Genomic DNA, 12,520 nt, shown 5'->3' on the forward strand with positions numbered 1-12,520 from the left:
TGGCTGAATGTCGATTGACCACATGATGTGGCTGATCGGCATTCCTTTTTAAAATGTGCTTACGCTTTTCTGTTGGGGTGAGGAAGATTGAAGCAGAATCAGGATAAAAAGTTTTACCTCGTGCGTGAAGATGTGCTTCCGGAAGCGATGAAGAAAACGCTTGAGGCAAAGGAAATGATCGAACGTGGAAAAGCAGAGTCTGTCTGGGATGCGGTGCAGCGGGTCGATTTAAGCCGCAGCGCTTTTTATAAATACCGCGACACTGTTTTCCCATTCCATACAATTGTTAAAGAGCGGATCATCACCCTCTTCTTCCAGCTAGAGGATCGTTCAGGCACTTTATCAGAGTTATTGGGCACAGTTGCGTCAACAGGCTGCAATGTGCTGACAATCCATCAGACCATCCCCCTCCAGGGCAGGGCGAATGTTACATTAAGCTTGAATGTAACAGAGATGAGAGTGGAAATGGATGATATGCTTGCAAGATTAAAGAGGCTTGAATTTGTCGAAAAAGTTGAAGTGCTCGGTTCGGGTGCTTAATGTTTGTTAGTGATAAGACTATTTATAGAGAGAACAAGGATTGAAAAAGAGAGAAACGTAGTTTGTTTGCTGCAGGGGAGGGACAGTCTTGAAAGTAGGATATCTTGGGCCAAAGGCTACATTTACTGATTATGCGGCCAGGCAATTATTTAGTGCAGCGGAGAGAATTCCCTTTGTAAGCATACCGGAATGTATGGATGCTGCCGCTGCAGGTGAGATTGATGCGGCCATCGTACCATTGGAAAATTCAATTGAGGGCTCTGTCAATATTACCATCGATTATTTGGTCCATGAGTCTGAACTCCAAATTGCAGGTGAAGCAGTTGTTCCGATCAGGCAGCATTTGCTTGTGCATCCGGAAAATATGGACAGGTGGCCTGAAGCTGATTTGATTTGCAGCCATCCCCATGCACTGGCCCAGTGCCATAAGTTCCTGCACAAGGAATTCAAGGGGATTCAATTGGAAAATATGGCTTCAACTGCAGCTGCGGCTAAATTTATTAAAGGCCATCCGGAAATGAATATCGCTGCAATCGCCAATGGCCTGGCGGCAGAGGAGTATGGTCTGTTCAAGGCACAGGAAAACATCCATGATTACAGCTACAATCATACTGTCTTTGCAATTCTGGCAAAAGAAGGACAGGCCATTAGCCTTGAGCCAACAGAAAATTATAAAACGACCTTGATGATCACTCTGCCATCAGACCAGGCTGGGGCATTGCATCAAGTCTTATCTGCTTTTTCATGGCGGAAGCTCAATCTTTCAAAAATAGAATCCAGGCCAATGAAGACTGGTCTTGGCAAGTATTTTTTCATTATTGATATTAACTTAAAAATGGACGATGTCCTGATTCCGGGAGCTATTGCAGAATTGGAGGCATTAGGCTGCAATGTCAAGTTTCTTGGCAGCTACTCAAGCCATGACATATAAAAAGATCCATCTCAGGGGATGGATCTTTTTTTGCGTTTAATTTCTACGCTATTCTAAATCAATTAGGAGGTCTGCTTTCCTTAGTGCCACTTCTGCGTCATCCAACGCTTTTTCCGTTGGCGCAGAGATTGTGTGCAAATGGATGCCATCTGTTAGTTCCGATAAATAAGAAGCGTTTGTCGCCCGGATTTTTTCCATGAATTGCTTCACTTCGTATCGATTTGAAACCATGATCGAAGCTGTCAGATCTCCATACACAGGATGCTCGATCCTGACATCCTTGACAGTGACACCATGATCGACAAGAAGGATGAGTTCCTCTTCTGTCTTTTCGGGATCATGGGAGCAAGCTATTGTCCTTTCCGCTCCGGATGGGCGTGAGGCGTGCATATATAAATATCCCTGGCTGGTAGCAATGATTGGTTCGTTCCTGGCCTTAAGCAGTGTTATATCGCCAACAATCACCTGTCTGCTGACGTTCGTAATCGATGCCAGATCACTGCCGGTAATCGGCTCGCTGCTATCCTGCAGCCGCTTAAGGATATATGCCCGGCGTTCATCCCCGAGGATTTTGGTAGGTTCCTTCATAAATCCGATCCTCTCCTTCTACTTCTTCATTCGAGAATTTTACCATAAATACACCTAAAGTTAAACGGCTGAAACATGAACAGACAGTTCTAAAAGGAATTTCCCAAGCTCTTTCACGTCGTCATGGCTTGTTCCTCTTCCAAATGAAATTCTGAAAAATTCCTTTGCATCTTTACCCATAGTGCCCATAGCCGTCATCGTTTTTGAAGGGGACATCATCCCGACGTTGCAGGCGGTGCCAGTTGATATGGCATATCCTCTTCGGTTGCATTCAAGCATGACGAATTGCCCTTCAACCCCTTTAATGCTCATTCCCACGATTCCAGGAATCTGTGAGCCTTCCTCCGCACCAAAAATACGAATCCTCTCCGACGATATTGAAAGTGCACACAGGAAGGAGTTTCTAAGTTCTCTCATCCTTGTCAGTTCGCTATCCATTTTTGAATGAGCGATCTTGGCTGCAGCAGTCATTGCAGCGATCCCAGGAACATTAACGGTACCTGGCCGAAATCCTTTCTCATGCGCAGTTCCTGTAATAAAAGGTTTCCAGGCAAGTCTTGGGTTTACATAAGCTGCACCTGTCCCCTTTGGCCCATAAAATTTATGGCCAGAGATTGAAAGGGAACCAACGGAACGAGCTAATCTTTCAAGTGGCATTTTGCCAAAAGTTTGGACGCAGTCACTGTGCACGAGAATTTGCTTGCTGGTGCAAAACCTAGCGATTTCCTCAATTTGCTGCAGCGATCCGACTTCAGGGTTGCCATGCTGAAGCGATATGAGCACCGTTTCTTCGCGGACCGCTGCCAAAACACTTTCAAGTTCATATTGCCCGCTGCGGTTTAAAGATAAAAATGTGACCTCCCAGCCCTCTGCTTCAAGCTTTTTCATAAGATTATAGACTGATGAATGTTCTGCCGCTCCAGTAATGATGTGATTGCCTTTTTTTCTTACAGAAGAAAGCAGGGCCATAATTCCGAGGAAGTTTGCTTCCGACCCTCCGCTTGTAAAATAAACACCTGCGCTGTCCACTTGAAGAAGCCTGGCAAATTCCCGCCTGCAGCCTTCAAGAAGATTCGCAGAAGCACTGCCAGCATCATGAAGGCTCTGGCTGTTTGCAAAGTATTCAGTTGATGCCTTGATAAAAACGTCCGCCGCCTCGGGATCGAGCGGGCACGTTGCTGCGTAATCGAAATATTTCATCTCTGTCTCCAATGTTTTTGACATTAAATTAATAAGCTAAGTGATTCCTCGCTAGTCTGCGATGTTACCGGATTAGATTAAAAGTTCTTGTCAACAGTGTAAAACTGTGTAAATATAGATGTCAAGACACCTGTTAATCCAGGAGGCTATAATTCTATGAAACATGCAGATGTAATCATTATTGGCAGTGGGATTGCCGCGTTGCAATTGGCCAATAAGTTAACGAAGAGCTTAAATGTGATGATTCTCACAAAAAAGGATATAACGATGGGTAATTCTTATATGGCCCAGGGTGGAGTGGCAGCGGCGATTGCGCAAGGCGATGATCCTTATTTGCATTATCTAGATACGCTTGAAGCTGGTGCCCACCATAATCATGCAGAAGCCGTGCTTGAAATGACCAAAGGGGCACCGGAAATAATCAAGGGCTTATGGCAGGCCGGCTGCAGTTTTGATGAAGATGAGCAGGGAAAGCTGCTTTTGGGCATGGAAGGTGCTCACAGCATGAATAGGATTGTCCATAGTGGCGGTGATGCCACAGGTAAGCATATGGTGGATTTTTTGCTTGCGAACCTTGAAGAGAATATCTCCATTGAACAATCTGTTTTTGTCTATGAGTTGATTTTAGATGGAAATAGATGCGTTGGGGTAAAAGCAAAGCTTCCTGATGGGACAAATGAAGTGTTTTATGCTGGCCATGTAGTTCTCGCAACAGGTGGATGCGGCCAGGTTTATTCTTTTACCTCCAATGCTGAATCCGCAACGGGAGATGGAATGGCGCTTGCATATAGAGCCGGCGCGGAGTTGGCAGATATGGAGTTTGTTCAATTTCACCCGACACTGCTTTTTGTAGATGGAAAAACGCGGGGCCTTGTTTCCGAAGCTGTCAGGGGTGAAGGCGCCATCCTGGTAACTGCCGGAGGAAAACGAATCATGGAAGGAATCCATCCGTTAAAGGATTTAGCGCCAAGGCATATTGTTTCGCAAACGATTTATGACTACTCAAAAAAAGGAACGCAAATATTTTTGGATGTTTCTGCGATTGCTAATTTCAGTGCGAGGTTCCCGACAATCACCCAGCTTTGTACAGAGCATGGGGTTGATGTTGAAAAGGGCCTCATTCCGGTTGTACCAGGGAGCCATTTTATCATGGGCGGCGTAAAAACCGATCTTAATGGCATAACCAGCATCCAGGGATTGTATGCAATTGGGGAAGTGGCTTATACAGGTATACACGGAGCAAACAGACTTGCGAGCAATTCATTGCTTGAAGGCATGTTCATTGGCGGGAATCTCGCTGACTGGCTTAACACCTATGGTGCTGCCAACTCATTACCGGAAATTCAAGTCATACAATCTCAATATTTTTCAAGGCCGGACTTGCCGGATATTAATGAATTAAAAAAACGGATGATGGACCTTACCGGGATTGTCCGGACAAAGGAATCGCTCTCTGCCCAAAAGAAATGGCTTGATCAGTTAGGGTTAAATGAATGGTTCGAGGCATCGCTCGATCATCTGACGGCTATTGAAATAAATAAGTTATTCATGTACATCACCGCTTGTATGATTACCGAGTCAGCGCTTGAAAGGACAGAAAGCAGGGGCGGTCATTACAGGGATGACTTTCCTCATGAAGATAATTACAACTGGATGAAAAGGCAGATCATCCACCAACGAAAAACTGTAAAGGATGGGAAGCATGAATTCAATCAAACTGCGATTGCTACTTGAACAATTTTTTATTGAAGATATCGGTGACCGCGATGTCACGAGTGAGCTGATTTTTGGTAACGAACAAACTGGAAATATGGTTTTCATCGCAAAAGATAATGGAATCTTCTGTGGAGAGCAGGTTATCACTACGGGCTTCCGTTTGATGGATGATCACTGCCTGGTCAAGATAAATGTAAGAGATGGAGAGAAAGTGGAAAAGGGGCAGGAGCTCGCAAGAATCTCGGGCAAGGTCTCTGCTTTGCTTAAAGCTGAAAGAGTCATCCTGAATCTCGTGCAACGAATGAGCGGCATTGCAACGAAAACAAACGAAGCGGTCATTGCCTTGGACAGCGTGAAAACAAGGATATGTGATACAAGGAAAACGACGCCTGGATTAAGAATGCTCGAAAAATATGCGGTTCGCTGCGGTGGGGGCTACAATCACCGCTACGGTTTATACGATGCGGTAATGATCAAGGACAACCATATTACCTTTGCAGGCTCAATCAGCAAAGCAGTTGAAACAGTGAAATCAAGCCTAGGACATATGGTAAAAGTTGAGGTGGAGATTGAAACGAAAGCTCAGCTCCTTGAAGCGATTGGATCAAAGGTTGATTGCATCATGTTTGACAACAGGACACCAGAAGAAATCGAGAAATGGATCGGTATCGTCCCAGAAGGGATTCTAACGGAAGCTTCAGGGGGGATTACCCTTGATAACTTAAACAGCTACCGCAGCTGTGGAGTGGATTATATATCCCTTGGCTTCCTTACTCATTCTGTGAAGTCATTGGATATAAGCGCAAAAGTAATAGCCGAAAAGAAAGGGGAATTACCTCATGAATATATTGGAGTCTCTCGAAGCTAAAACCCGGATGCTGCCGGAAAAATACAGGAACATGTCCACGTTCGAGCTTGAAAGTCTGATCAACGATATTAAAGTGAAAATGGGCAAGAGGTTATTTATTCCAGGCCATCATTATCAAAAAGACGAAGTGATTCAGTTCGCGGATGTTACTGGAGATTCGTTAAAGTTGGCTCAGCTCTCTGCTGAAAACAAGGAAGCGGAGCACATTGTTTTTTGCGGAGTTCATTTCATGGCTGAAACTGCGGACATTTTAACAATGGAAAACCAGAAGGTATATCTGCCTGATATGAGGGCAGGCTGCTCGATGGCTGATATGGCAGATATATATCAGACAGAACGGTCGTGGGAATTCCTGCAGGTATTATTCGCTGATACAATCCTGCCTTTGACCTACGTGAATTCAACAGCAGCAATCAAATCATTCGTAGGGGCAAATGGAGGAGCTACCGTTACATCTTCAAATGCAGAGAAAATGGTACGATGGGCTTTTACTCAAAAAGAGCGCTTGCTTTTCCTTCCGGATCAGCATTTAGGAAGAAATACTGCTTATAATATCGGCATCGGCCTTGATGAGATGGCGGTATACAATCCGATAGAAAATATTCTTGAATTCGATGGCCCTCTTGAAAAAGTGAAGGTAATCCTCTGGAAAGGGCATTGCTCAGTCCATGAGAATTTCACTGTTGAAAATGTTGCGAAAGTACGCGAAGCTTACCCGGAAATGAAAATCATTGTCCACCCAGAATGCCGGCGCGAGGTTGTCGGGCTATCGGACATGGCCGGATCGACGAATTATATTATCGAAGCGATAGAAGCATCTCCGTCAGGTTCGGCATGGGCGATCGGGACGGAAATGAATTTAGTGAATCGCTTGATTGCACAGCATCCTGATAAACATATCGTTTCTTTGAATCCCCATATGTGTCCATGTTTGACGATGAACAGAATTGACCTTCAGCATCTAGCCTGGAGTCTTGACTCTATTATGGAAGGGCAGGAAGGCAATATCATCAATGTCGATGCTGGCACTTCGAAAAATGCAAAGCTTGCTCTCGACCGAATGCTGCAGCAAGCTTAATAAAAATTCCTTCCCGAATGGGAAGGAATTTTTATTTTGGGAAAAGCTTATTGTCGCTTGAAGAAACATATTTATAAATAGTGAAGCATAAGTTTTTTTGAAGATTGTTAGCAATTTGCCCACACCAACATAGAATATATGGACTTATGCCATAGGAGGGAATCAGAATGAAGCTCCATATCGTACAGAAAGGGGATACTCTTTGGAAGATTGCCAAGAAGTACGGCGTGAACTTTGAAGAGCTGAAAAAGATGAACGCTCAGCTCAGCAACCCTGATATGATTATGCCCGGTATGAAAATAAAAGTTCCAACTGGTGGAGGTAATGTAAAGAAAGAAGCTCCAATTACTGGTGGAACGCCTCAAGCAAAAATCAATATGGGTGGCAAAAAGGAAATGCCGATTGCCAAAGAGATGCCGATCGAAGTGAAAAAAGAGGCACCTGTAAAAGAAGTGCCAAAGGAGGCTCCGGTCAAGGAGCAGCCAAAGATGGAAATGCCTAAACAAGAAGTACCTATGCAAGAAGCACCTAAACCAATTAAAAAAGAGGAAGCAGTAAAACCATACGCTCCTAAAATGCCGAAACAGATCATGCCTGAGATTGATATAAACAATTATTATATGCTGAATATGGCAAACATGCAGATGCCTCCACAGCCAAAGCCACAGCCAAAGCCGGAGCCAAAGCTCCCGCAAAAGCCAGACAATATTTTCCCTGAAATAAAACCAGAAGTGAAGCCGGAATTGAAGCCGCAGGTGAAACCTCAAGTAAAACAGGAGGTAAAACCTCAGGTGAAGCCACAGCCAAAAGCTGAAGTAAAGCCAAGCGCGGTAAAATCAGAGATAAAACCTGAAATTAAAATCGAAAAGAATGATTTCATGGATGAAGCACCTTCTATGATGCCATTTGTTCAAGGAGGTTACCAACAGCCTATGATCCCTTATCCATATAATTGTTATCCAGGAGCACCAACCATGCAAGGACCGGGATACGGATATCCAGGCCAGCAGCAAATGATGCCTTATCCCCAGGTACAGGGAGTTTCACAGTTCCCGGGAATGATGCCGAACATGGCAATGCCTGTGGAAGATATCGAGTCATCATCATTTGCACAGCAAATGCAGATGCCGTTAAGCCCTGTAATGGATGAAAATATGCCGTCACAGGTTTCTCCACAAATGACTGGGCCAACATTCTATGGTGTTCCTACATCTCCTGTTTTGCCTGGTTCAGGCTACTGCCCTCCATATGGACAAATGCCATATGGGTACCCGCAAATGCCTTACATGCCACAGGTAGGCGGGGTTATGGAGGATCAGATGCCAATGATGCCACAGGTAGGCGGAATGATGCAGGATCAGATGCCACAAATGCCGCAGGTCGGTGGAATGATGGATAACCAGATGATGCCGCAAGTCGGTGGCATGATGGATGACGAATCCTCAGAAATGCCAATGCCACAAATGCCGCAAGTCGGTGGAATGATGCAGGATCAGATGCCAATGATGCCGCAGGTAGGCGGAATGATGCAGGATCAGATGCCGCAAATGCCGCAGGTAGGCGGAATGATGCAAGGCCAGATGCCAATGATGCCGCAGGTAGGCGGAATGATGCAGGATCAGATGCCGCAAATGCCGCAGGTAGGCGGAATGATGCAAGGCCAGATGCCAATGATGCCGCAAGTAGGCGGAATGATGCAAGGCCAGATGCCAATGATGCCGCAGGTAGGCGGAATGCAAGGCCAAATGCCGATGATGCCGCAAGTCGGTGGAATGATGCAGGGCCAAATGCCGATGATGCCGCAAGTCGGTGGAATGATGCAGGGCCAAATGCCGATGATGCCGCAGGTCGGTGGAATGATGCAGGGCCAAATGCCGATGATGCCGCAAGTCGGCGGAATGATGCAGGATCAGATGCCGATGATGCCGCAGGTAGGCGGAATGATGCAGGATCAGATGCCGATGATGCCACAAGTGGGCGGGATGATGGATAATCAGATGCCGCAGGTCGGTGGAATGATGCAGCAGCCGATGCCTAAGCAAGGTGTCAAGGGAATGGGCAGCGATTGCGGTTGCGGGGGTTCCATGGGCGCTCCTTATGGAATGATGGGACCAGGTTTTAACCCTCCGGCACATCATGGATATCCGGGAGCACATGGAATGTATCCTCAACCCCAGGGCTATCAGATGGGTGCTGGGCCACAAGGGTTCATGAACCCTTATGGAGTTGGACCAATGGGTGCAGGCTATGGAATGCCAATGCCGCGTTATGATGAAGAAAGCAATGAATATTAATATCAAGAAAGGGGGAGACGATTTCTTTAATAATCGTCTCTTCTCTTATTTATCAAAGGAACTTGATGCAAATATCCTGGGGATTAAACAATTAAGAGGCAATGTATATCTGGTAGATACAAAAACTTCTCGATTTATTTTGAAAGGGTATAGGGACATTCGGAAGTTAAAGATACAGGAAGCATTTACCTCGTCATTGCGCAAATCTGGTTTTGCACATTCATATTCCTTTTATATTCAGCCTAAGCTCACCTTGTATTTTCAAAATGAATATTATGGTTGCATCGAATATATTGAACCACATGAAACGGCTTTTCACTATAAGCACGAATATGACAGGGATGAAGGCATTGAATTATTGAATAAGTTCCATGAAAAAACGATTGGGCTTGCACCGTCGTATACTTCTCTCATTCCGAAAACTGATTTGGTGAGGAAATGGCAGCAGAGAAGAATTGAGTTCACTAAAAACCTGACCCAAATCAATTATTTTATAAGTAAAGAACTGACTAGGGATTTATTAGAATGGGCCGATTTTTCTTTACAAGGTTTCATCGGTAAGAGAAAGATCCTTGAAACAGATAGTCCGGCCATCCTCCATGGTGATGTGGCTCATCATAATTTCCTAAGATCAAAAGAAGGTAAACTGTATTTAATTGATTTTGATTTAATCACCACAGGTTCAAGGGCATACGATATGGTCCAATATGCAAATCGAATTTTGCCTTTTTTGGAATGGAAGCTTGAATCTCTTGCAAATATAAAGCATCTTAACAACTGGCTGAATAATGAAGCTTTTTTGTATGGACTCCTATATCCAGCTGATATTTTAAGGGAATGGAACCGGCTGCTCCGGGAAGGGCAAAATTCAAACCCGTTCAGGACCGCACCGATTGTAGAAATGACAGTCAGCCAGTTTCAACAAAGGAAACAATTTCAGGAGGATGTCAAATCCAGGCTGAAATAAGCCAGCACACAAGCCTGTTTTGGACTTATCTGTCAGAATGAAAAACCTGCCCCATCCACACTCTATTAATGAGCATAATAAAATGCTCAGTATAGTTAGGATGGGGGTCTTTCGTTTGAATAAGAGGATGTTGTTCGTTCCTTTTGCATCCCTGCTCGTTATGGGGATGTCAGCATGTACTGGAAATAATGAAACCGCTATTCAGGACCGAAATGCCAATCCGGCTCAGCCAATCGGCTATTATTCGAATGAAAAAGGCAATGAGGTCGATGTGATGGATGACAGGGAAGGGCCATTGACTGAGATAATGGACCATAACTTTGGGGAAGAGGGAAGAGTGGCCAGGGACCAGAAGCGAGTAAAGCTTCAGTCAAGAGATGAAAATGGCAATCCTCCCAATCCAACAGTCCCTCGATCTGACCACGACCATAACTTTTTTCAAAAAGATAACAGGTTTAGCCGTGGAGACTTAAATTATCATGGCCATTTGAATGAAGAAAGAGGAAGCGGAAAAGCGGGGATATACAGCAATACAAGTCAAGACAACAAGCTGGCACGTAAGGTTGGCATTGCGGCAGAAGCTGTCGACAATGTTGATAAAGTAAGGTCCGTCCTGTATGGCAGAGAAGTTGAAATCGCTGTTTCTTATAAAGACAAGTCATTGGAAAAACAGACAAAGAAGGAAATCAGGAAAGCGGTACTTCCTTACATCGGTGGCCGGGAATTACGCATCGTAACAGATGAAGGTACCTTCAGCAGGCCAAGGAACATCGATTACGACAGAAAAAACGGAAATCCACGGGAAAGCATCAATTTGAATCAGAGGTAAATTTAGAAGGCAAAGTCGATCTTTGCCTTCTATTTTAGTGCTCGTTTACCAATCCAGAAGCTTCAGCAAAAGAGATTTACCAAAAAGGATAAACATGATAAATTTGGCTAAACTATTATTGGATAAGTCTTCATCTATACTTTGTTACAATATATTTAAGTAAAAGAGAGGTGGACAGCAATGGGTTCAAAAAATATGTTAAAAGCGTTCAGTACAGTTGTACTGCTGCTAGTCAGTCTTTCCTGCTTAGGTTTGGCATTTGGGACAGAACCTGCTTTTGCTGAGAAGCCTGAAGCAACAGTTCAAGAGATCAATGAACCTCTTGAGGTAACGATCATTTTACAAAGAGTTTATCTGGACGGAGAAATAAGTGAGGAAAAGGTCCAGGAAACAATTTGGTCGATGGAGGATTTTTGGGCGAAATATGACAAATGGCAGCTTGTCGATATGGAAAAGAAAAAGGCAGTTTTCAGGCAGGATGTAGATGATATCTCACCGCTTTTGAAGGCAAATGGATATTTCGGATTGTCGGATGAAGGGGTCCTGACGATTTTCAATGGCAGACCAGAGGGATCGAATATCATCCAATCGTTCTTTCAAATTGATCTTGGCAGGCTTGAAAGCATTAAGCGGGATCAATTAAAAAAGGGGATTCCCATCAGGAATAAACACTGCTTTGAAGAAGTCCTCGAGACATTTAAACCATATACACTAAATGAAAATCATTAAGAGCCGGGCTGACCGGCTCTTATTTGCGTTTAACTTCCCTGTATGAAACAAATAATGATCATACGTTCGCTTTTTAGCATATTTTTGTTCATCCCTTTAAATATAGTATGTTAAAATGAGTTACAGCAAAGCAGAGGGGCGAGCGTATTGTTTGAATTCATTAAAGGCAGCGTCGATTTTGTCGGGCCAGAATATATAGTAGTTGAAAATAACGGGATCGGTTATCAAATTATGACACCAAACCCGTTCGTATTTGCAAAAGAAACAGGCAAAGAGATTCGTATATATACATATCATTATGTTCGGGAAGATCTCATTGCTCTTTACGGCTTCAAGACAAGAGAGGAAAAAGCCCTTTTCACCAGGCTTTTGAATGTTTCCGGAATTGGTCCTAAAGGGGCATTGGCGATTCTGGCTTCAGGGGAGCCGGAACAAGTTGTACAGGCAATAGAAAATGAAGATGAATCTTTCCTTGTCAAGTTCCCTGGTGTCGGAAAGAAGACAGCCAGACAAATGATATTAGATTTGAAGGGGAAACTGCATGATTTGGTGCCTGACTTTTTCCCGAATTTATTCAATGCTGACGAAGTTGCCGCCACGGTCAGTCATTCAACAGAGTTTGATGAGGCCCTTCTTGCACTGAAGGCGCTTGGATATTCCGAGAAGGAAATCCGCAAGATTACGCCTGATTTGAAAAAGGAACAATTGACGACAGACCAATATATTAAGAAGGCATTGCAGAAGCTTTTGAGATAAGCTGTGTTAAAGGTCGATGTTAAT

Annotated in this window: 12 protein-coding genes; 10 read left to right on the forward strand and 2 right to left on the reverse strand. The window is 44.2% G+C overall.

Annotated features, from left to right (window positions below; all coding sequences use genetic code 11):
* Positions 1-87: 87 nt before the first annotated feature.
* The gene (locus M3204_RS05445; protein ID WP_285856916.1) at positions 88-540 is read left to right on the forward strand and encodes an ACT domain-containing protein; all 453 of its coding nucleotides are present in this window, start codon (positions 88-90) and stop codon (positions 538-540) included.
* Positions 541-628: 88 nt separating this feature from the next.
* Positions 629-1,471 carry a prephenate dehydratase gene (gene pheA, locus M3204_RS05450; protein ID WP_251479352.1) on the forward strand — a complete coding sequence of 281 codons (843 nt, stop codon included), beginning with the start codon at positions 629-631 and terminating at the stop codon, positions 1,469-1,471.
* Between the two features lie 48 nt (positions 1,472-1,519).
* On the opposite strand, the gene M3204_RS05455 is transcribed toward pheA, so the two are convergent.
* Both M3204_RS05455 and M3204_RS05460 read right to left on the reverse strand, forming a co-directional pair.
* The gene (locus tag M3204_RS05455; protein WP_251479355.1) at positions 1,520-2,059 is read right to left on the reverse strand and encodes a transcription repressor NadR; all 540 of its coding nucleotides are present in this window, start codon (positions 2,057-2,059) and stop codon (positions 1,520-1,522) included.
* A 60-nt stretch (positions 2,060-2,119) separates the two neighbouring features.
* Positions 2,120-3,259, reverse strand: a complete 1,140-nt coding sequence (locus M3204_RS05460) for an IscS subfamily cysteine desulfurase (RefSeq protein WP_251479357.1) — start codon at positions 3,257-3,259, stop codon at positions 2,120-2,122.
* A gap of 156 nt (positions 3,260-3,415) precedes the next feature.
* On the opposite strand from M3204_RS05460, the gene nadB reads away from it, so the two are divergent.
* The 8 genes from nadB to ruvA all read left to right on the forward strand — a co-directional run bounded on the left by nadB (position 3,416) and on the right by ruvA (position 12,496).
* A complete protein-coding gene (gene nadB, locus M3204_RS05465) occupies positions 3,416-4,993 on the forward strand; it encodes an L-aspartate oxidase (RefSeq protein WP_251479359.1) in 1,578 nt (525 codons plus the stop codon).
* A complete protein-coding gene (nadC, locus tag M3204_RS05470) occupies positions 4,962-5,843 on the forward strand; it encodes a carboxylating nicotinate-nucleotide diphosphorylase (protein ID WP_251479361.1) in 882 nt (293 codons plus the stop codon). The genes nadB and nadC overlap by 32 nt, the downstream gene beginning before the upstream one ends.
* On the forward strand, positions 5,815-6,921 hold the full coding sequence (nadA, locus tag M3204_RS05475; protein WP_251479363.1) for a quinolinate synthase NadA: 1,107 nt from the start codon (positions 5,815-5,817) through the stop codon (positions 6,919-6,921). The genes nadC and nadA overlap by 29 nt, the downstream gene beginning before the upstream one ends.
* Before the next feature lie 167 nt (positions 6,922-7,088).
* A complete protein-coding gene (gene safA / locus M3204_RS05480) occupies positions 7,089-9,215 on the forward strand; it encodes a SafA/ExsA family spore coat assembly protein (protein ID WP_251479365.1) in 2,127 nt (708 codons plus the stop codon).
* Positions 9,169-10,182, forward strand: coding sequence for a phosphotransferase (locus M3204_RS05485; RefSeq protein ID WP_251479367.1), 1,014 nt, complete (start codon positions 9,169-9,171; stop codon positions 10,180-10,182). The genes safA and M3204_RS05485 overlap by 47 nt, the downstream gene beginning before the upstream one ends.
* A gap of 115 nt (positions 10,183-10,297) precedes the next feature.
* On the forward strand, positions 10,298-11,011 hold the full coding sequence (locus M3204_RS05490; protein WP_251479369.1) for a YhcN/YlaJ family sporulation lipoprotein: 714 nt from the start codon (positions 10,298-10,300) through the stop codon (positions 11,009-11,011).
* A gap of 180 nt (positions 11,012-11,191) precedes the next feature.
* Positions 11,192-11,740 carry an intercompartmental signaling factor BofC gene (locus M3204_RS05495; protein ID WP_251479371.1) on the forward strand — a complete coding sequence of 183 codons (549 nt, stop codon included), beginning with the start codon at positions 11,192-11,194 and terminating at the stop codon, positions 11,738-11,740.
* 147 nt (positions 11,741-11,887) lie between these two features.
* Positions 11,888-12,496: a Holliday junction branch migration protein RuvA gene (ruvA, locus tag M3204_RS05500; RefSeq protein WP_251479373.1), complete on the forward strand. Its 609-nt coding sequence runs from the start codon at positions 11,888-11,890 to the stop codon at positions 12,494-12,496.
* The last annotated feature ends 24 nt before the right edge of the window (positions 12,497-12,520 follow it).

The organism is Mesobacillus subterraneus, from assembly GCF_023715485.1.
GTDB classification, from domain to species: Bacteria; Bacillota; Bacilli; order Bacillales; family Cytobacillaceae; genus Mesobacillus; species Mesobacillus subterraneus_B.